The 20,880-nt window shown below is 37.6% G+C and carries 20 protein-coding genes and 1 pseudogene; 8 read left to right on the top strand and 13 right to left on the bottom strand.

From position 1 onward, the window contains the following. Positions 1–273: 273 nt before the first annotated feature. A complete protein-coding gene (locus ArsFIN_RS17735) occupies positions 274–477 on the top strand; it encodes a hypothetical protein (protein WP_026823548.1) in 204 nt (67 codons plus the stop codon). 93 nt (positions 478–570) lie between these two features. Here ArsFIN_RS17735 and ArsFIN_RS17730 read toward each other — a convergent pair whose 3' ends face one another. Beyond that, positions 571–1,185 (bottom strand): alpha/beta fold hydrolase, encoded by a 615-nt coding sequence (locus ArsFIN_RS17730; RefSeq protein WP_276324677.1) that lies wholly within the window; start codon positions 1,183–1,185, stop codon positions 571–573. A gap of 102 nt (positions 1,186–1,287) precedes the next feature. Between ArsFIN_RS17730 and ArsFIN_RS17725 the strand changes: the two genes are divergently transcribed. Next, positions 1,288–1,722 (top strand): RloB domain-containing protein, encoded by a 435-nt coding sequence (locus ArsFIN_RS17725; RefSeq protein ID WP_026823547.1) that lies wholly within the window; start codon positions 1,288–1,290, stop codon positions 1,720–1,722. A 443-nt stretch (positions 1,723–2,165) separates the two neighbouring features. Here the strand turns inward: ArsFIN_RS17725 and ArsFIN_RS17720 are convergent, their stop codons facing one another. The 3 genes from ArsFIN_RS17720 to ArsFIN_RS17710 all read right to left on the bottom strand — a co-directional run bounded on the left by ArsFIN_RS17720 (position 2,166) and on the right by ArsFIN_RS17710 (position 3,304). Further along, complete coding sequence (locus tag ArsFIN_RS17720) at positions 2,166–2,369, bottom strand: hypothetical protein (RefSeq protein WP_026823546.1); 204 nt, start codon at positions 2,367–2,369, stop codon at positions 2,166–2,168. A gap of 408 nt (positions 2,370–2,777) precedes the next feature. Next, positions 2,778–2,999 (bottom strand): pentapeptide repeat-containing protein, encoded by a 222-nt coding sequence (locus tag ArsFIN_RS17715; protein WP_162143430.1) that lies wholly within the window; start codon positions 2,997–2,999, stop codon positions 2,778–2,780. Between the two features lie 101 nt (positions 3,000–3,100). Further along, positions 3,101–3,304, bottom strand: a complete 204-nt coding sequence (locus ArsFIN_RS17710; RefSeq protein WP_026823544.1) for a hypothetical protein — start codon at positions 3,302–3,304, stop codon at positions 3,101–3,103. A 603-nt stretch (positions 3,305–3,907) separates the two neighbouring features. Between ArsFIN_RS17710 and dusA the strand changes: the two genes are divergently transcribed. Next, positions 3,908–4,942 carry a tRNA dihydrouridine(20/20a) synthase DusA gene (gene dusA / locus ArsFIN_RS17705; RefSeq protein WP_026823543.1) on the top strand — a complete coding sequence of 345 codons (1,035 nt, stop codon included), beginning with the start codon at positions 3,908–3,910 and terminating at the stop codon, positions 4,940–4,942. A 45-nt stretch (positions 4,943–4,987) separates the two neighbouring features. On the opposite strand, the gene ArsFIN_RS17700 is transcribed toward dusA, so the two are convergent. Then, positions 4,988–5,317 carry a hypothetical protein gene (locus ArsFIN_RS17700; RefSeq protein ID WP_026823542.1) on the bottom strand — a complete coding sequence of 110 codons (330 nt, stop codon included), beginning with the start codon at positions 5,315–5,317 and terminating at the stop codon, positions 4,988–4,990. A gap of 346 nt (positions 5,318–5,663) precedes the next feature. Between ArsFIN_RS17700 and dnaB the strand changes: the two genes are divergently transcribed. The 5 genes from dnaB to ArsFIN_RS17675 all read left to right on the top strand — a co-directional run bounded on the left by dnaB (position 5,664) and on the right by ArsFIN_RS17675 (position 10,776). Next, positions 5,664–7,073 (top strand): replicative DNA helicase, encoded by a 1,410-nt coding sequence (gene dnaB, locus ArsFIN_RS17695; RefSeq protein WP_026823541.1) that lies wholly within the window; start codon positions 5,664–5,666, stop codon positions 7,071–7,073. 31 nt (positions 7,074–7,104) lie between these two features. Continuing rightward, the gene (alr, locus tag ArsFIN_RS17690; RefSeq protein ID WP_026823540.1) at positions 7,105–8,190 is read left to right on the top strand and encodes an alanine racemase; all 1,086 of its coding nucleotides are present in this window, start codon (positions 7,105–7,107) and stop codon (positions 8,188–8,190) included. A 58-nt stretch (positions 8,191–8,248) separates the two neighbouring features. Then, positions 8,249–9,445: an amino acid aminotransferase gene (locus ArsFIN_RS17685; protein WP_026823539.1), complete on the top strand. Its 1,197-nt coding sequence runs from the start codon at positions 8,249–8,251 to the stop codon at positions 9,443–9,445. Between the two features lie 297 nt (positions 9,446–9,742). Then, positions 9,743–10,477 (top strand): filamentous hemagglutinin N-terminal domain-containing protein, encoded by a 735-nt coding sequence (locus ArsFIN_RS17680; protein WP_026823538.1) that lies wholly within the window; start codon positions 9,743–9,745, stop codon positions 10,475–10,477. 116 nt (positions 10,478–10,593) lie between these two features. After that, positions 10,594–10,776: a hypothetical protein gene (locus tag ArsFIN_RS17675; RefSeq protein ID WP_026823537.1), complete on the top strand. Its 183-nt coding sequence runs from the start codon at positions 10,594–10,596 to the stop codon at positions 10,774–10,776. Positions 10,777–11,354: 578 nt separating this feature from the next. Here the strand turns inward: ArsFIN_RS17675 and ArsFIN_RS17670 are convergent. The 8 genes and pseudogenes from ArsFIN_RS17670 to uvrA all read right to left on the bottom strand — a co-directional run bounded on the left by ArsFIN_RS17670 (position 11,355) and on the right by uvrA (position 20,810). After that, positions 11,355–12,254 (bottom strand): calcium-binding protein, encoded by a 900-nt coding sequence (locus ArsFIN_RS17670; RefSeq protein WP_167876705.1) that lies wholly within the window; start codon positions 12,252–12,254, stop codon positions 11,355–11,357. 55 nt (positions 12,255–12,309) lie between these two features. Beyond that, the gene (istB, locus tag ArsFIN_RS17665; RefSeq protein ID WP_135677409.1) at positions 12,310–13,071 is read right to left on the bottom strand and encodes an IS21-like element helper ATPase IstB; all 762 of its coding nucleotides are present in this window, start codon (positions 13,069–13,071) and stop codon (positions 12,310–12,312) included. Continuing rightward, a pseudogene (gene istA / locus ArsFIN_RS17660) lies at positions 13,058–14,099 on the bottom strand (IS21 family transposase). Before istA ends, istB begins: the two are co-directional and overlap by 14 nt. Positions 14,100–14,156: 57 nt before the next feature. After that, a complete protein-coding gene (locus ArsFIN_RS17655; protein ID WP_081700650.1) occupies positions 14,157–14,315 on the bottom strand; it encodes a hypothetical protein in 159 nt (52 codons plus the stop codon). Between the two features lie 258 nt (positions 14,316–14,573). Beyond that, positions 14,574–15,377 carry a hypothetical protein gene (locus tag ArsFIN_RS17650; protein ID WP_026822909.1) on the bottom strand — a complete coding sequence of 268 codons (804 nt, stop codon included), beginning with the start codon at positions 15,375–15,377 and terminating at the stop codon, positions 14,574–14,576. A gap of 221 nt (positions 15,378–15,598) precedes the next feature. Beyond that, positions 15,599–16,345: a hypothetical protein gene (locus tag ArsFIN_RS17645; RefSeq protein ID WP_026822910.1), complete on the bottom strand. Its 747-nt coding sequence runs from the start codon at positions 16,343–16,345 to the stop codon at positions 15,599–15,601. A 638-nt stretch (positions 16,346–16,983) separates the two neighbouring features. Next, positions 16,984–17,469: a phenolic acid decarboxylase gene (locus tag ArsFIN_RS17640; RefSeq protein WP_026822911.1), complete on the bottom strand. Its 486-nt coding sequence runs from the start codon at positions 17,467–17,469 to the stop codon at positions 16,984–16,986. Between the two features lie 506 nt (positions 17,470–17,975). Beyond that, positions 17,976–20,810, bottom strand: coding sequence for an excinuclease ABC subunit UvrA (gene uvrA, locus ArsFIN_RS17635; protein WP_026822912.1), 2,835 nt, complete (start codon positions 20,808–20,810; stop codon positions 17,976–17,978). Positions 20,811–20,880: the final 70 nt, after the last annotated feature.

Genomic DNA, 20,880 nt, shown 5'->3' with positions numbered 1-20,880 from the left:
AAATGATGGTTTCTGTCTATTTGCTAAGCGCATTAGCTATTTAATTACAACTAGTTATTTTTAAACATTATTTTCAGCCTAGTAGAAAAAACAACTAGGCTATCTTGTTATATCAATATTTTTAAATAGAAAATAAATCTAATAAATTTTAGTGTTTTTTACCCGCTTAGGAACAATCTTATACAATGTAAAATTATTGTTAAATTTATTATTTGCCTTTTATAATAATGTTTTCCTGTAATCACATTTGTAACTCTAATTTAAGGGGCAAATATGTTAAAAATTAAATTATTTATTTTATTTTCGTTTGTTTTTATCAATATACCAGGTTTTGCTGATCCTCCTCAAAATAAACTACCTACTGGTAGAGACTGTACTGCGCTTCTTTCACCTGATACTAGATCACAGGTAAATCCTAATGTAGATTTAAGCTTATGTGATCCACTTAATGCACGTAAATCGAACTTACCTCATTAAGTTTAATTTAACTTACTTTATTAAAATCATTTTAAATAATACATATTTTATTATATGTATTATTTTTAGTTTTATTTTCAATGAATAAAAAAATTAGGGTCTACTTGCGTGAATAATACATTTAGCTAGTTTTTGTGGATTATTAAATAATATCTCATGGCTGCCTGGCAAACTAATAAAACGATAAAACTTAAGACGATCACTAAATTTAGGGTGCCAACCATATTCACCCGCTGGCAGTGCATTGTCTGTTGATGCATATATTATGCTACTAGGAATAATAAGAGATGCAAATGTTTTCAACGGAACCTTATCATAATGGCTGGCAGCGCAACTTGATGTTAAAAAATTATCATAAACTTGTTTTGCTTTTTTTAATTCTGCGTCACCAATAAATAATTCTCTAAAAATAGCAAAAGGTAGCATTATTTTTTTATCAATTGTAATTTTTTGCCAAATCTTATGGTAGCGAGGAGGAAGTGTATCGAAAAGCGATTCTCCATCACCTAAAATAAATGCATTATGAAAAACCAAATGTTTTATACGGGGTGCTTCTATTTCGGCTAGGCGTTGAACATTAGTGCCACCAAAACTGTGACCTAACACAACAAGATCTTTCAAATCATGTTGCCTTACATATTCAACAATAGAATCGACACAATCAGCATGGCTGGTACTAAACTCTGCCTGTAAACTATGGCCTGCGATGGTTAGAGTATGAACATCTAAACCTTGATTAAGTAATATTTTGGCAACATCATCCTATGCATGTCCATCATGCCAGGAACCATGTATTAAAAGGTAAGTATATTGCATAATATATTGATCTTATATTCTACGGCTGCCGGACCCAGTATTAGACTGATTTCAGCAGGTGGAAAAGCTCCAAATGGTCCTATCGACGAAGCGATATCATATAAGAAACAACGTGAATACGATGAAATTGTTGTTTTGCTCGATACAGATATAGCGTGGACAGAAGAAAAAATAAACGAAGCAAAAGACAATAATATAGAATTAGTAGGTTCAGAGCCATGTCTTGAAGGTTTGTTATTAAAGATTCTTGACAAATCTGTACCCGATAAAAGTAAAAAATGTAAAACACAATTGCAGAATATGTTACCTGGTAAATCGACAGAAAGTAGAAGCTATGCCTCTTTATTTCCGAAAGAATTATTAGATAAAGTCAGAAATAAAGTTAAACCTTTGGGTACTTTAATAAGTTATATAAGTGGTGAAAAATAAAGATTTATTCTTAACAAAATAAAATTTATTTTTGTCTTTGTTAATCAATTTTACCAATAATTACTCTACACCATTTGGGGTGCTTTTTAATCATTCATGGTATTGAGAAAATTTTAAACGCTAATAATTAGCAACTAAAGTAATATTTAAAAATATAGAAGATTTTATTAAATAATGTTAAATAAGTAGATTGCTTTTGAGTAACTCGCCTGCTCTTATTTATTTTGTTATATCTTAAACTTTTATCTCCTATATATTTTTTAAGTATAATTGATATAAATTTTGTTCGGATGATTTTAATAAATGCTGAGTTCAATAAGTTAAACATAATAAAAATCAACATATCGATAATAAAATAGAAATAGGTTTATTATTTAACTCTTTCATCATTGGTGAAAGAGGTATATCTATTTTTATTGGTTATAAATTTAACGGGATATAGCTTATTTATCTAGAGTTGACAAATTAATTTCCATTTTTGAGCAAGGTATATAACGATTTTTATCACATAATTCAATACAGGGATCAGGAAGATTTAATGGAAGATCATTGAGATCTGGAGCAATTAAATCAGTTGGATTTGCAAATGTAAAGTCACTGGCCGCGATAAAAAATAGAGTCATTAATACCTTACCTAATTTGTTCATCTTTTTTCCTTATAAATGAAAATTTTCACTTATATTAGATAAGTTAATATTAAAATCAATTTAATTTACTAAAAATCAACTTGATTAATATTTTTATTAAATTTTAACAATGTAAAATCATTTAAATTAACATTTAGCACGAAGCGAATTTAATTTTGTCTTAAATATCAACCTAAAATTTTAGCAGCACAGTATTGGCAAGAGAAACGGTTAAGATAGGTTTATAAATAAAAAGATAGATTAGTATCTTTGTAGTTACCATTAACTCTATAGCAGTTATTATTTTAATTGACACGCAATAAAAACAGCCAATAATCTAAATAACCTCTTTTTTAACTGAAGAGGTAGGTTTAGTTTAGCTAAGTGGTGCGCAAAAAGCAGGGAGCAAAACTTGTTTGGTTATTTCTGTTAGTCGATACAAAAGGGGGTAAAATTATATTCAGCGGACTTACATAAATTCTTTTTTGCCTCAGCCAAATTCGCTTGAGTCAAATTTGCTTGAGCTAAATTTGCATCAGTTAAATTTTCTCCATGTAAAACTGTATTATTCATATCGCTATTCTTAGCTAAAGAAAAAAAGCTGAGTCCGAAAAGGGAGATAATTGTCAATGTTTTGAAAAACGATTTCATAATTTTTTCTCTGATGATTATATTAAAAAACATTTTCAGTCTTAATTAAATTAACCTCTTCGAATTAAGAAGAGGTGGAATAAGCTTGGTTAGGGGCTATTTTAATGAGGAATAGTGATTTCTCCTGCACTTGTATCAGCTTTGCAATAAAATTTTCCATCGTCAGCTAAGACACATAGTTTTAGTTTTCCGTCAGATCTATCGGAGTAATATGTTACCAAATTACCTTGCTGATAGGTTGCTAAAGAAAAAAAGCTGAGTCCGAAAAGTGAGATAATAGTTAATGTTTTGAATAATAATTTCATCATTTATCCTCTGATGATTAAATAAAAAAAACATTTTCATCATTAATTTTTAACAATTCAATGGTATTTATGTAAATGCAACAAAATGTCATAAATAAAATTTTTTTAATTTTTTATATAAGTTTTCACACCAGATGATGTTTAGAAACTTCCCGCTATGCAGGGAACCGAAGTTCTATGATTTCCTCTGAATGTATGAATGGATAATCTAATATTTTGCGGTGAGCGCAATTGAGAATAGAGTAATTATTAATTCATTGCAGAATGAGGGTTTTATTCCAGATTTATAATATAAAAAACTTCTTTATTCAGCTAGCCATCGCCAACGGGTATTTTAAATGTCACCTAAACAACTTTCTCGCTACTAAAGCTAGTTTTGAATAATTAGCTTGCGCTTTTTTCTCAAAACATAATAACCTAAACCTCGGTAGCTAAGAACTTTCTAATAGGTTGCAAGTCTGAAATGGCAATGCTTGTATAGCGCCATCCCACATATAGATGTTTCTCTATGGTATAATCAGCGAGACCCTCTCTATAATGGTTGTTAGAAGCCAGTGATGCCATTTAGAGGCAAGAAAAAACAACATACCAAAACAGCGAAAAATGCACGATAACACAACTAACCCAAAATTAACGCCAGACAACGAATTTACGGCCTCAACAGGCTATTCTAACCACCACCGTTTTAGCGTGGCACCGATGCTTGATTGGACAGATCGCCATTGCCGTTATTTTCACCGTTTATTGACTAAAGAAGCGTTACTTTATACCGAAATGGTGACAACGGGCGCGCTTATTTATGGTAAAGGTGATTATCTGGCTTATAGTGAAGAGGAACATCCAGTTGCTTTGCAGTTGGGTGGTAATGAGCCCACGGCTTTGGCCTATTGTGCAAAAATGGCTCAGCAAAGTGGTTATGATGAGATTAATTTAAATATTGGTTGTCCTTCGGATCGCGTTCAAAATGGCCGTTTTGGTGCTTGTTTGATGCGTGAAGGCGGGCTAGTAGCGGATTGTATAAAAGCAATGCAGGATGCTGCGACGATCCCGATAACAGTTAAAACCCGCATTGGCGTTGATGATGATGATAGTTATGCTTTTTTAACCGATTTTATTGATAAAATTGTGACAGATAGTCAATGTCGTTTATTTATCATTCACGCGCGCAAAGCTTGGTTATCAGGTCTAAGTCCGAAACAAAATCGGGAAATACCGCCGTTAGACTATTTACGTGTCTATCAATTAAAAAAAGATTTTCCTCAGTTAACCATTGTGGTTAATGGTGGTATTAAAAACATTGATGAGGCTAAACAACATTTACACCATCTTGATGGTGTTATGATAGGACGAGAAGCTTATCAAAATCCGGCATTATTAACTCAGGTTGATGTTGAATTTTTTGACCAAAGGAGCCTAGTTATTGATCCCATTATCGCAGTACAAACCATGTATCCTTATATTGAACGCGAATTGAAACAGGGAACTTATTTAGGTCATATCACTCGTCATATGTTGGGCATATTTCAAGCTATTCCTGGTGCCCGCCAGTGGCGCCGTCATTTGAGTGAAAATGCCCATAAAAAAGGTGCCGATGTGACTGTGGTTAAGCAGGCACTTGAGTTTATTACTGGTAACTAAATAATTAACTCAGGTCATTTTATTTATGCCAGACCTGGTGAAGCTTTAATTAAAGGGAACTAGGGAACTGAAAGCGCGATCAAAATTAGCGAACATATAGAGCATTTGACTAATGAAACCAGCCTTTATTTTATTTTTTTGTTCGCATTTCCCCGTTTTGGCCGTATTTTTTTGCAAACTATTTTCCATCATTTGTATAGCGAGATTAATTAATTGCTGAAAATCAGCTAATTCATCATTGTTACCATACTGTTCCAGAAGGGTGTCAAATTTTTGCTTGGCATAATGACAAATAGTTTGAAACTCATCACTAGAAAAGCGATTTTTGCTATAAACATGATTAATAAATGGATTGATCTCTGGAGAGCTATTCATAACAATTGAACTCCGCTCAATTACAAAGATTTGCTTATTAAAAAATTAATAAACTATATAATCGTTCGCGAATAAACAATCTGAAAGTACAATTTGTTAATGGTTATGTTTAACTAGTCGATCATGAGCAATGATTGGAATATTTTTCAGAAAGTTCAGATTTATTGCCAATATTTTGCTATGTTTGATTGAGGAACATTGCAACATTTTCAGATTTTCTGTAAAAGATAACAGTGAATAATCCTGAAGGTTCAATCTCACATTAAATGATCAAATTGTCACGAAATAGCAGTAAATAGCATATACTGATGAGCGACTCTATTGATTAATGGGTAAAGAAAGTGTTATGGCGAAGAAGTATTCCGCAGAAACCGTATTTATTGGTCAGAAAGATCGTCAAATAGAGGGGCTAAAAATGCCCCCTCACTCCTTAGAAGCTGAGCAATCTGTACTTGGTGGATTAATGTTGGATAATGAGCGTTGGGATCATGTCTCAGAACGCGTAACCAACGCAGATTTTTTTAGTCGACCACACCGCACCATTTTTGCTGAAATGCAACGTCTGCTTGAGCAGAGTAGACCAATTGATCTAATTACTTTGTCTGAATCGTTAGAGCAGCAAGGCGAATTGGATAGTGTCGGTGGCTTTGCTTATTTAGCGGAATTAGCTAAAAATACCCCAAGTGCAGCCAATATTAACGCTTATGCCGATATAGTGCGCGAGCGGGCTGTTGTCCGTGATATGATTGCGGTGGCAAATGAGATCGCCGATGCCGGTTATGATCCTCAAGGTCGAACTAGCGAAGAGTTACTGGATTTAGCTGAATCACGTGTTTTCCAAATTGCAGAAACGCGAGCCAATAAAGATGACGGTCCGAAAGGGATTGAAGAGATCTTATCAGAAACGGTGGAAAAAATTGAACAACTCTATCAGAAGCCTCATGATGGTGTGACAGGCATATCTACCGGTTACCAGGATCTGGATAGAAAAACCGCAGGATTACAAAACTCTGATCTGATTATTGTGGCTGCTCGCCCTTCGATGGGTAAAACGACTTTTGCGATGAATTTATGTGAACATGCAGCAATGACGGAAGAAAAACCGGTCTTAATTTTTAGTTTGGAAATGCCAGCTAATCAAATCATGATGCGTATGTTAGCTTCGCTGTCGCGCGTTGATCAGACGCGTATTCGTACTGGCCAACTTGATGATGAAGATTGGGCTCGTATTTCCAGTACTATGGGACTGTTGATGGAAAAGCGTAATATGTACATTGATGACTCTGCCGGATTAACGCCGACAGAAGTTCGTTCTCGTGCTCGTCGCGTATACCGTGAACATGGTGGTTTAAGTTTAATTATGATCGATTACCTTCAGCTGATGCGTGTTCCTTCCCTGTCTGATAATCGTACACTTGAGATTGCCGAAATTTCTCGTTCCCTTAAATCATTGGCGAAAGAGTTACAAGTGCCGGTGATCGCATTATCACAGCTTAACCGTAGCTTAGAACAACGAGCGGATAAAAAACCGGTCAATTCCGATTTGCGTGAATCCGGCTCCATTGAGCAGGATGCTGATTTAATTATGTTTATTTATCGCGATGAGGTTTATAACGATAATTCAGATCTTAAAGGTGTAGCAGAAATTATTATCGGTAAGCAACGTAATGGTCCAATTGGGACAATACGTCTGACTTTCAATGGACAATGGTCCCGTTTTGATAACTATGCCGGGCCAATCTACCACGACGAATAATCTATCGATTTAATTTAATACGGAGAGTAAAATGAAAGCGGCAACCGCTGTCATTCACCGCCGCGCTTTGCGTCACAATTTACAACGAGTTCGGGAAATTGCGTCTCATAGTCGCATCATTGCTGTCGTTAAAGCTAATGCTTATGGGCATGGTTTATTGGAAACAGCGCATACAGTTAAAGATTTAGCTGATAGTTTTGGGGTTGCTCGTATTAGCGAAGCAATCGCATTACGTGAAAATGGGATCAGTAACCCCATCTTATTGTTAGAAGGTTTTTTTGATCTAGCGGAATTACCTATTATCACTAGGCATGCAATTGATATTGTTGTACAGAGTATTGAACAACTTGAAACTTTAGAACAGATTAAATTAGAAAAACCGATAAAAGTTTGGATGAAACTTGATACCGGTATGCACCGTTTGGGGTTTAGACCTGAAGAGGCGGCAATATCTTATGCTCGCTTGGTGGCATGCCAAAATATCCAAAAGCCGATTAATATCATGAGTCATTTTAGCCGTGCAGATGAACCAGGGCTACCGGCTGCTACCAATCAGCAATTGACTTGTTTTAATGTTTTTATAAAAGATAAACCCGGTGAAAAATCGATCGCTGCATCGGCCGGTATTCTATTATGGCCAGCATCCTATTTTGATTGGGTGCGCCCAGGCATTATGATGTATGGTGCTTCACCACAAGAAGGTAAACAAGGCAAAGATTTTGGTCTTCTACCAGTGATGACACTCAAATCTAATTTAATTGCTATTCGTCAACATAAAGCTGGAGAGCCGGTTGGTTATGGTGGAGTTTGGGTTAGTGAGCAGGATACCAATCTTGGTGTAGTCGCAATTGGTTATGGTGATGGTTATCCGCGTAATGCGCCATCAGGCACACCAATACTAATAAATGGGCGCAAAGTGCCGATTGTTGGTAGAGTTTCTATGGATATGATCTCAGTAGATTTAGGTGTTGGAACCAATGATAAGGTCGGTGATGAAGCAATTATGTGGGGAGATCTATTGCCTGTTGAAGAAGTGGCGGCATATACTGGCGTCAGTGATTATGAATTACTGACAAAGCTAACCTCACGGGTGGCAATGGAATATTTGGACGAATAAATTTGTCGTAGGTTTTTTAATAAAAAAATGGCTATCATGATAGTGGGGAGAATTTTAAGTGTTTCAGAATGTTGATGCTTTTGCAGGCGATCCTATCCTATCATTGATGGATGAATTTAATAAAGATCCCCGTGAAAATAAAATTAACCTTAGCATTGGCCTTTATTATGACGGCAAAGGTAATACTCCCCAACTTGGAACTGTTGGTAAAGCGAAGACAAAGCTTAATCAAGTACCCGCTATAGCCTCTCTCTATTTGCCCATGGAAGGATTACATAACTATCGGTTAGCGATTCAAAAGCTACTTTTTGGGGCAGATAATCCACTCATAAATGAGCAACGAATTGCAACAGTACAGACTATTGGTGGCTCAGGAGCCTTAAAGCTGGGAGCCGATTTTTTACATCGTTATTTTCCTGCTTCAGAGGTCTGGTGTAGTGATCCGACATGGGAAAATCATGCTTCTATTTTTATGGGATCAGGTATTAATGTCCATTATTACCCCTATTTTGATGCCAAAACTAAAGGGGTAAAATTTGCAGAAATGCTGGCAACATTTAAACAGCTGCCAGCAAAAAGCATCATCTTATTGCATCCATGTTGTCATAATCCGACCGGTTCGGATTTAACGCCGCAACAGTGGGATCAAATAACCGAAGTGGCAAAAGCGCGCCGTCTTATTCCTTTTCTTGATATCGCTTATCAAGGATTTGCTAAAAGTATGGATGACGACGTTTATGCTATTCGCACTATGGCTCAGGCTGGATTACCGGTATTTGTCAGTAATTCATTTTCCAAAATTTTTGGTTTATATGGTGATCGGGTTGGCGGTCTATCCATTATTTGTCAAAATCAACAAGAGTGTGAACGGGTATTTGGCCAACTAAAGGCGGGTGTACGTCGTCTCTATTCGAGTCCACCGTCAAATGGCGCTAAAATTGTCGAACATGTGCTAACCAATGATACATTACGCACTGAATGGTTAAGTGAAGTAGAATCGATGCGCCAGCGCATCTTTGCTATGCGTAGAATGTTAGTTAGCAATTTGAAAAATGTGTTACCTGAAAAAAACTTCGACCACCTACTTAAGCAGCATGGTATGTTTAGTTACACCGGCTTTAGCCCAGAGCAGGTTGCGCGTTTACGTGAAGAGTTCGCGGTATATTTGGTTAGCACAGGGCGTATTTGCATGGCGGGTGTTAATCAACATAATGTTCAGCGTATTGCTCAGGCTTTTGCCGCAGTGAGTCGTTAACTGAATTTAATTACCATCAATAATTTTATTAAAACCATTAATGATTTAATTACTGGTTTTTATTTATTAAACATAAAATTATAAAAATCATATTTAATTTTAAGAATAAAAACAAAATAGCATTAATTAAATTTAACATATTGAATTATAAATAAAAATAATGATTTTTATTAGAATAAATAATTAAATTATTGATTATTATATATTGCCTATTAAATTTTTCCTTTCTATTTTGAGGCGATAATGTTCATCCTCATATTTATGTATTTATGCCAAAATAGAATAGTAGGTAATGTAATGAAAAATAAAATTATTCGTTATCGTACAAAAATAGCTTATCTTATTGCCAGTTATCCTCTATTGCCGGTTTTCAGTTCCACTATCCAACCGATGAATGACAAAACTCAGCTAACGGTTGAAAATCAAATTCCTATCATCAATATAGCGGCTGCTAATCAGGCGAGTATTTCGTATAATCGCTATCAGCAATTTAATATACCGCCACAAGGTGCGGTTTTGAACAATGCGATCCGACCTGCCAATAGTCAACTAGTCGGCCAACTGGCTAAAAATGACCAGCTGGCTGAACGGGCGGCAAGCTTGATCATTAATGAAGTAACCGGTTCATCTTCTTCACAACTTAATGGCAAATTGGAAATTGCAGGCAAGAAAGCGGATGTGATCATCGCCAATCCAAATGGCATCAGCTGTGATGGCTGTCATTTCAGTAATATTGGTGGATTAACCTTAACGACTGGCCAGCCAATACTGAATCAACAAGGCGAATTTGCCCATTTAAAGGTAAAAAAAGGTGATATCACGATCCTTAATAAAGGATTCTATAGTGGTAGTCAAGATTATGCTGAGATGATCAGCCGCACTGTTACTATCAATGCCAGTATTCTTGGCAAAAATATTAGCTTATTGTCAGGTACTAATGCGATTAATTATCAGACTGGAACGGTTTCTCAAATCGCAAATCTGAGCCTAAAACCACAATTTGCTGTTAGCATTACAGAATCGGGCATTTAACTGCTAAAGCGCCAGCCGTTATAATTCCTGCAAACAGTGAAATTTTATCTCAGCAAGATCTTTTAGTTGAAAGCGATAGCCTAATTAATCAAGGTAAAGTAACCGCTAAACAAAATATGCATCTATTTAGTAATATCATCAGCAATCAAGGTGAAAGTGCTAAAATTGAAGCCTATAATAATCTTTGGCTACAGAAAAATGCCCAAGGTGAGCCAAGTGAAAGGATTGAAAGTAACGCGGAAGCTATCTCGACCCAAACCGGTAATTTGATCCTAAAAGCCAAACAAGTGATTAACTAAAACAATAACGCTAGCATCGTGGCACAATTAATAACGCCGGATAAGTAACAACGTTAAAGCATATGTTGTCAGGGCAAGTAGCGCTAGCATAAGTATTCGTGTTGGCAAAAATATAAAATTTCATTTTCAGATCAAATGAAAACAGCGCTGGTTTGCTGCAATCGCTCCAGCGCTATTGTAATTTGTTTAATCGGAAAAAACGGTTACATATTAGTTTTCCGACTAGTAGTTAGTCGGATTTCTGCCGGTAACAATCTCTATATTAAATGCCCTAAGGGCGCAAACCCGCAAACAATTTAAGCCTCGCTGCTAGATTTAGCACAGTTTGCGCTAAAAGGTAAGGAAGTTCTTGATAGTTTAGGTGCCAGAAGATTTGCTAGGATTTCGACCCTAGCGATTAAAAGTTACAGACCACCATATCAAGCTAATCAGGGCGCTTGGTGATAAGAGAGTGTGCTTTAGACAAGAAGATTTTGCTAACCAATTAATATATAGTAACAAGATGCAGTGCTGAGTAAAGCAACCCTATCAACCAGTAATGAGTCGGTGGGCTGCTGACTGAATTAATTTTTTGTAGGTTAAATGATAATATCCTTTATTGGATCAACAGTGCCGATGATGTCGATTTGAAATTCTGCTTGTCCATCACCATCATGATCAAGCAATAATTTGGTTAAATTTTCTGTTTTATTATAATTAATCATCATTTCATTTTTTTGCTTGGAAAACTTATTTACCAACTTAATCATAACATCACAATTATTAATTTTTTTTAAAGAAGAGATATCTATTTTATCGCTACCCGTTTCAAAATCAGTTATTTTATCGGGTGATGCGGATAGAGAATCATTGATGGATAGATACTGAAAAGTATCATTTCCCCTGTTTCCCTCTAAGTGTTTATCACTAAAATCGCCTGTTAGTGTATCGCGTCCTAAGCCACCTGATATTATATCATTGCCTGCATCACCTGATATTTTATCGTCTCCAGAACCGCCTAATAGGGTATCATTACCTAAACCACCTGATAGCATATCGTTTCCAGAGTCTCCTGACATAATATCATTTCCAGCATCACCATACATTGTATCATCGCCAGAACCGCCTAATATTCTATCATTTCCAGAGTCACCTCTTAGCGTATCATCACCGGAGCCACCTGATAGCATATCGTCGCCAGAACCACCTGATATGTTATCGTTTCCTGATCCGCCTGATATTTGATCGTTTCCTGCATCACCTAATATTTCATCATCTCCGGCATCACCTAATATGATATCATTTCCAGCATTACCTTTTAGTATATCATCACCTTCATCACCTAATATGGTATCATCTCCGGCATTACCTGATAGGTTATCATCACCTGTATCACCTAATATGGTATCGTTGCCCGCATTACCTGATAGGTTATCGTCTCCTGCATCGCCTAATATGGTATCATCTCCGGCATTACCTGATATGGTGTCAACGATCACCGAAAACTGATCCACTTTTTATCTAAATCCGATCAATCAAAATTGATCCACTGTTTTACTCAGTTATTGCTCCTGAGCGCCGCTTATCTTTCAATCGGTAGCTTTCACCGCTTAATTGCAGTACATGCGAATGATGAAGTAAACGATCAAGCATAGCGGCAGTTAATGTTGCGTCATCAGCAAAAGCACTTGGCCATTGCCCAAATGATAGGTTACTCGTCAATATGACACTGCCATGCTCATAACGCTTGGCAATCACATTGAAAAACAGGTTTGCTTCTTCTCGCCCAAACGGCAGGTATCCAATCTCATCGATAATCAACAACTTCGGGGCCATCACCGAACGTGATAGATATTGTTTGAGCTTATTTTGTCGTTTGGCAGTTGAGAGTTGCAACATCAGTTCAGCTGCCGTGGTAAAGCGGGTTTTCTTCTTGGCCTGTACTGCTTTTAATCCTAACCCAATAGCTAAATGCGTTTTGCCTACACCGCTTGGGCCAAGCAACACGACATTTTCATTACGTTCAATAAACGTTAATGCGCTTAATTCCTGTATGTGTTGTTTGGGGATCCCCGTTGCAAACTTAAAATCGAACGTATTAAGTTCTTTATGTGCTGGGAATCCTGCCATCCGACTCAAAAGATTACGAGTTCGTTCATCTCGTTGTTGTTGCTCACATTTTAACAGGGACAGTAAAAACTCTCCGTAGCTTTTGTCTTGGGCAATGCATTTTTCGGCAAGTGATGACCAATGAGTCGGAATAGAATTTAATTTCAATGACTCACACAGGTGTTCAATTTGTTCATGCAATAACATGTTCACCTCCCAGTAATGCTTCGTATACGCTGATTGAGTGTTGCAAACTGACAGATTCAAGGGGCGGTACGATAGGGATATTAAGCGTATTAGTCTGTGGGATAGATTGGCAAACCCTTGCTGGTAAGGGTAGAAGAGACTTCACTTCCTTAGCTAATCTATCTGCTGGCTTCTCTAACGTTGTTCCATGAATTCGCTGATGGGCAACGCGTTGTAACCATGGACCCACTTTTGCATTAGCTATTTCAATATCCAGTTCAAGATTATGAGCACGAAGGTCGGTGTTTAATGGCACGATAAAGCTGTTTTTTAAATAGTGGTTAAAGCGCTCTACTTTCCCTTTCGTTTTTGCCCTGTAGGGCTTGCAAGCCTTCAATTTAAACCCGTAATCTTTCGACATTTGAAGCATTTCGACATGTAATTTATGCTCACCTTCTGCATAAGCATCCCGTTCGATGATGAGGGATTTTGCGTTATCACACAATACTTCCTGTGGTACACCACCAAAGTAGTCGAAAGCTTCTCTTAAACCTTGCTGCCACGATTCTGCTCGTTCATTATCAAAGAACTTTACATAACTCGCACGCGAATAGCCTAGCGTTGCAACAAACGCTTTCAGCGATTTTTTACCTCGCCGGATGCTGGTGAAGTCGATTTGCATTTGTTGACCTGGCTGTGTTTCAAAACGGACGACTACTTCGGGAACAATGCTTGGTTTAAATTGACAAACAAATCGGCGTAATTGAGCAATACCACCTTGATAGCCGTTTTCAACTACCTCATCAAATAAGACTGTTGCAGGGATCCAATCAGGTTTAGCCAGTTCAATTCGCTGAAGCAAATAAGGTTTAAAGGGGGGATAATTTAGTCGGTTGTTGACTTCTTTTAGCATAAGTTGGCATTGTCTGTTGTTGTAAATGATGTTTTACGGTGTTACGGGATATACCCAACTCACTGGCAATTTTTCGAAGGCTTTGTCCTTGTGCAAAGCGAACATGAATATCCACAAATATCTCCTTGGTTAACATAAATTATCCGTACAAAAATGTGCGAATAATACCAAGTGGATCAGTTTTAGATGATCGTTAGTGGATCAGTTTTGCATGATCGGTGACAATGGTATCATCTCCGGCATTACCAGATATTATATCATTGCCTGCATCACCTGAGATGGCATCATTCCCTTGATTACCTATTAATATATCATCATTATTAGTACCGTTTATTTCCTTAGTCGATGCCATTTAGTACCTCCTCTTTTATTTACAGTTATTTAACATTAATGCCAATCAACTCTATGGCCATAAAACTCATATTTAATATAATTAAATGAATTAACTGTAGTTTAAGATTAGGAATCTATTAGCAAGACCTTTTCTATTTTATGATTATTTTCACATTTTTTTAACAAAAAGAGGTCGGGACTTTGTTATTACAAACGTAATTTATTCTAAGCTGATACCAACTTAATTTTTCTTAAGGTCATTAGACGAAAAGATGATTTAAACAGATCCGTCCTCATCGGTCCAAGAGCCTCGATTTACATCCAAATTTTGTAGTTCAATCATTGTTGATGATTGACTATTTTCATTAATGGTGTTTAGTTGTTTTTCTATTAATCCAGAAAGGTGTTCTTCTATCGCAGCTAAAGGCACATCGACTCCCTTTAGCTCTGTAATACTGGCATTGATCACTTTTATAGATTGAGAAATTGAGTGATTAATATTGGCTGCTTTGGCTAGTTTGTAGCGAGATTTACAGCCTTCGTGAATCGCTTTCTGCAGTTTATCGCGTTTAATTTTTCCAACCACCGAACCGATAGCAAGAACAACCCCGATAGTCGCTCCTCCAGATGCTGCCATAGAAGCGATTTCGAAGGAGGCTGGTAAACCAACTAACTCAACAAGTGCTGCTGCGCCGATTTCTCCTGTAGAAACTAAGTAACTTGTTGCACCGACGGTTATCGACTCTGATACAATGTTCGCGGTAATAATAGGGGCGATCATAGTTGGTATTTCAAAATTTAATGTATTAAAGGAGAATTTCTCAAATTTGATTTTTTCATCATTTATTTCTTTCTCGTACATTCCCTTAAGATAATTATTCAACTCGACAACATTGTCTTCGATCGCCTTAATCGATAACGCATTTTTACTGGCATAGGTTTGGCAATCTACTGCTATTTCATGCGCTCTGGCTTCTCTAACCGGGTTATCTGGGAAATAGGTATCGCCAGTAAATAATCCAGGAAGATATTTTGTGTAGACACTGGTAAAGCCATCAGCAAAATCACTCCAAAAGCTCATTTTCGCCTCATTCAATTAATTAGTTTTAATTTAAAAACGCCAAGGATTGCCATTATGTTGGCAATAGCAGCTTAAGCCTTAGCAAAATTACATTGTGATTATCTTTCGGTTTTGTTAAGGCAATAAGTATCGCAAGCCACTCAACATCTGTCTCAGGCGATAAAATGGCGTGACTAGATTTGTTATTTAATAAGATCTATTTAACACAGATTAAGCAGCCATTAATCCTCATTGGTCCAAGACCCTCTGGATTTGTCAAGAGCATCCAGGGTGGTTTTGGTCAAAGAATCAATATTCTTAAGTTCAACCTGATTTCGTTTTATCGAATTATCAATGATTTTATTTATCTGCTCTTTAGATACATTAGGCCCTAAGGCGTCTAAGACGACGGAAACTGATGTCGTGACAACATTCAATTTACTGATAGTAATCTCATTGGTCAGTTCAGCTTTTTTTAATTGGAACCTAGGGTCGACCGACTCTTTAATTTTGTCTTGCAAATTTTTCCGTTGTACTGCTCCAGTCACTGAATCAATGATGCTTTGAACCAGGACAACTGCGGTGATACTTCCGAATACAGTGCCCACTTTAAACCACTTTGGTAGACCAACCAATTTAATAAAGGCCGCTTCCCCGATACGCCCTTGTTGCAGAAGATAGGATTTTGCTGCGAACGATAGTGCTTTATTAGCAATACCATAGGTAAGCATCGGTGTAATGACGTCAGCAACACTAATTAAAATTTTATGGGTTTTTGACTCGGGAACAAAATCAATATCATGAAACTTTACCGGTGTTCCAACAACTTTGTAAGCTTGGCGTATCGCTTCATTTGCGTTATTTATTGCGATTTCGTATTTAGTCTGTTGTTGTGAAATATTACCTACTGCCGTGGAATTGTCCGAGACAAGTTCGGTTAGTCTTACCGCTCTTTTTTCATTATCGGGATAAAAAAGATTATCAAACATAATTGATGGCTCTCGTAAATTTTATTTATGTTAGAATATTTATTGGGATAATTAACCCAGCTCATTGATTTTTCGTATAATTTTTTAGAAAGTAAACGCTAACAAACACGATTATTTTATTTGCTAAATCGGTTCTATTACCATCCAAAAACAGTTGTAATTTAAGTCATCAAGCAAAGTATTTTACATTTACCCTTTACTGATAAAGAGTTGGGTATGTTAAGCATGTAAATTATCCTTAAATAACTATTTGCAACTGTTTTCAGCATTTCCACGAACTGCGTAAAGAGGAAGATGGCATAAGAAGCAAAAGCTGACATCTTCTTTCTTAATAATTAGCGAACTAATAGTATAGAACTGATCGAAAGAAATATAACAAATAATTAACAATTTTATGATATTAGCGCTGTGTATAAAAAAGTCGGCAAGTAACACGTTATTGTGCATTGCTGCTTTAATATGAGCCATTAATTGATTTAATAGTTTTTATTTATTAAATTCTTCATCACCATCCTTGGTGTCAAATTTTTGCGATAGCCTTTGGTTTACAAAATAGTTGTCATACTGATGAACTTAACTATCAATATTCTATTCTGCCATATCAGTTGGTTGATGGCCTATCGAGGCTTTTAGTCGCGTTATTTTGCATGTTTGCTAGTGGCACAGGAAATTACGCTGTCATCATTTAATTCACAATTATGCACAGCAGTAATAGTGGCAAATTCATCCATTATTTCGATCGGGTAGGTTGGACCAGCTTTACGGTAGGCTTCCATTTCATTTAGATAGTCATTTTGACAACAGGCGGTTTTTTCCGGTTCATCGATAACCCAGCGCGGAAAGAAGGCGGTACAGTGCAGCAATTGGATGCGAAGATTTAAAACTACACTAATGCTCGTGCCAGTTGGTTCTGTCCAGGATGCTTTATAAATGTTTAGTCCGATCTGTACGATATAGGCAGATTGATCTTTTACACATCGGTTACTGGCGGAACCACTACAGACCCGATAATCCACCGTGTTGTCATTTTTTATGTAAATTTCATGCTGCCAACCGTTTTCATAAGTATATACGAGGTGTTTGCCAACCAAATTAGTTAAATCATGCTTTTCAAAATTGCTCATTTTTCACTCTTTTTTTGTGGGTGTTAACTATGGTATTTATTAATTTTTTAAACAGATAATGCAATTACTCAATAATGTAATTTTTGTATTAATACAATCTAATAGCCGGTTAATTAAATATAAAGTAATACTGTAACGATAAGTTGTTTACTAAAATTGAGTAGAAAAGGGCTGTTTATATGTGACACTTGAAACTCAGATAAAAAGTAAGATAAATAAAAATGATGAACTTAACGTTATACTTGCTGATAAATGCGTTCTCATTGTTAATTTTTTGTTAATGATAGAATAGATGAAAAATTTTGCGTTTATGCGATCAATCAAAAATGACATTCAAGCAGTTTAAGAGCGTGGAAAGGGCCGGGCTGGTATTAGCACTACAAAGCGTTTTTATTATAGCTAATATTCCGTTTTGTTTGTTATTGGTTACGATATTGTTGCGCAATATCGCTCCCGGCAGCGGAGCCGGGCGATTGTTCAATATCTATAGCGGAAATTATTCCTTATTAATAACCACGTTTTAGGATCGGTTTTAAAAACTGACCGGTATGTGATTGTTTACATTTTACGATCTGCTCGGGTGTACCGGCGAATAAGATTTCACCACCACCACTACCCCCTTCTGGACCCAAATCAACAATCCAGTCGGCTGTTTTTATCACGTCTAAATTGTGTTCAATAATCACAATAGTATTGCCCTGATCACGGAGTTGATGTAATACATGCAATAGTTGTTGAATATCAGCAAAATGTAAACCGGTGGTCGGTTCATCCAAAATATAGAGCGTTTGGCCAGTACCGCGTTTGGAAAGTTCGCGCGATAACTTAACTCGTTGTGCTTCACCACCGGATAAGGTGGTTGCCGATTGACCTAAACGGATATAGGAAAGTCCAACGTCGATCAATGTTTGCAATTTTCGCGCTAGCGCCGGGACAGCCGAAAAATATTCACGCGCTTCCTCAATGGTCATTTCTAACACTTCGTGAATATTTTTGCCTTTATATTTGATCTCTAACGTTTCACGATTATAGCGTTTGCCCTTGCAATGATCACAGGGAACATAGACATCGGGCAGAAAATGCATTTCTACTTTGATAACGCCATCCCCTTGACAAGCCTCGCACCGACCACCCTTAACATTAAAACTGAACCGTCCAGGGGTATAACCTCGCGCCCGAGATTCAGGTACGCCAGCAAATAATTCCCGTACCGGTGTAAATACGCCCGTATAGGTGGCTGGATTTGAGCGGGGGGTTCGGCCGATTGGGCTTTGGTCAATATCAATCACTTTATCGAAAAATTGTAATCCTTCAATATCGGTATATGGCGCCGGGGTGGCATTGGTGGCTTTATTTAATTGCCGCTGGGCAATAGGAAACAAAGTATCATTGATTAGGGTTGATTTACCTGAACCGGAAACGCCAGTGATACAGGTAAATAAGCCAACGGGTAGTTTCAGTGTGACATTTTTTAGATTATTACCTTGGGCACCAATCAACTTTAGGATTTTTTCTGCATCGAGAGGTACACGTTTGGGCGGGATAGCGATTTTATGTTCACCGCTAAGGTACTTACCGGTTAATGAATCTGGATTGCTAATAATATCGTCCAGGCTGCCTTGAGCAACAATGCGTCCTCCATGTATACCTGCTCCCGGGCCGATATCGATAATATGATCGGCGGCGCGGATCGCATCTTCATCATGCTCGACCACAATAACTGTATTACCTAAATTTCGTAAATGTAGCAAGGTCTGTAACAGCCGGTCATTATCTCGTTGATGTAAACCGATTGAAGGCTCGTCCAATACATACATGACACCAACTAAACCGGCACCAATTTGACTTGCCAATCGAATACGTTGCGCTTCGCCACCAGATAAGGTCTCAGCTGAGCGAGAGAGAGTCAGGTAATTTAACCCTACATTGACCAAGAATTTTAATCGATCATTAATTTCTTTCAGAATCTTTTCCGCAATTTGTGCACGTTGCCCACTGAGCTGCAATGTTTGGAAAAATGCCATCGCGTGGCCAATACTAAAATCTGAAATTTCAGGCAAGGTGGTATTTTCAATAAACACGTAACGGGCTTCCTGCCGTAAGCGGGTGCCATGACAGGCAATACATGGCCGATTATTGATATATTTTGCCAGTTCCTCGCGCACGGCCATTGACTCAGTTTCTTTATAACGGCGCTCCATATTATGGATCACCCCTTCAAAGGGATGGCTCCTGACGGTAACATCGCCGCGATCATTTTGATATTTAAATTCAATTGCTTCTTTGCCGGAGCCATATAAGATCACTTGCTTGATCGCCGGATCTAACGAACTAAACGTGGCTTCGACATCAAATTTATAGTGTTTAGCTAACGACTGTAGCATCTGGAAGTAATAAAAATTACGTCGATCCCAACCGCGTATTGCCCCGCCAGCTAAAGAAATTCCCTTGTTTTGGATCACGCGTTCAGGATCGAAAAATTGTTGTACACCGAGTCCATCACAAGAGCTACAAGCTCCTGCCGGATTATTAAAGGAAAACAGGCGCGGCTCTAATTCACTCATGCTATAACCGCAAACCGGGCAGGCAAAATTAGCGGAGAAAACGAGTTCAGCCGCTTGGCTGTCATCCATATCAGCGATAACTGCAGTACCGCCTGATAACTCAAGCGTAGTTTCAAACGATTCTGCCAGCCGTTGCGCCAGCTCGGCACGCACTTTAAAACGGTCAACGACCACTTCAATTGTATGCTTTTTATGCAGTTCTAATTTAGGTGGATCGGAGAGATCGCAAACTTCGCCATCAATGCGAGCGCGAATATAACCTTGTGCGGCCAGATTATCCAATAGCTTAATATGTTCACCTTTACGCTCTTTAACTACCGGTGCTAGCAACATTAACCGCTTGCCTTCTGGCAGTGCCAGAACATTATCAACCATCTGGCTAACTGTCTGCGCCGCTAACGGCGTATCGTGATCAGGACAGCGAGGTTCACCAACCCGGGCAAACAGCAACCGCAAATAATCGTGGATTTCGGTGATCGTACCTACCGTTGAGCGTGGGTTGTGTGAGGTGGATTTCTGCTCAATCGAAATAGCTGGTGACAGCCCTTCAATATGGTCAACATCCGGTTTTTCCATTAAGGATAAAAACTGCCGGGCATAGGCAGACAGTGACTCAACATAGCGGCGCTGACCTTCTGCATACAGGGTATCAAATGCCAGGGAAGATTTTCCTGAGCCTGATAATCCAGTAATAACAATCAATTTATCGCGAGGAATAATTAAATTGATATTTTTTAAATTATGGGTGCGCGCACCTCTGACTTCAATGTTATCCATATACCACATCCCGGATGAGAACGCATTCAAACAGTAAATAAAACGTTTTATTATTACACAATTTTGGCTG

The organism is Arsenophonus nasoniae, assembly GCF_004768525.1.
GTDB lineage: Bacteria > Pseudomonadota > Gammaproteobacteria > Enterobacterales > Enterobacteriaceae > Arsenophonus > Arsenophonus nasoniae.
Note: the sequence above shows the minus strand (reverse complement) of the source record. Positions and strands in the feature narration are given on the sequence as shown.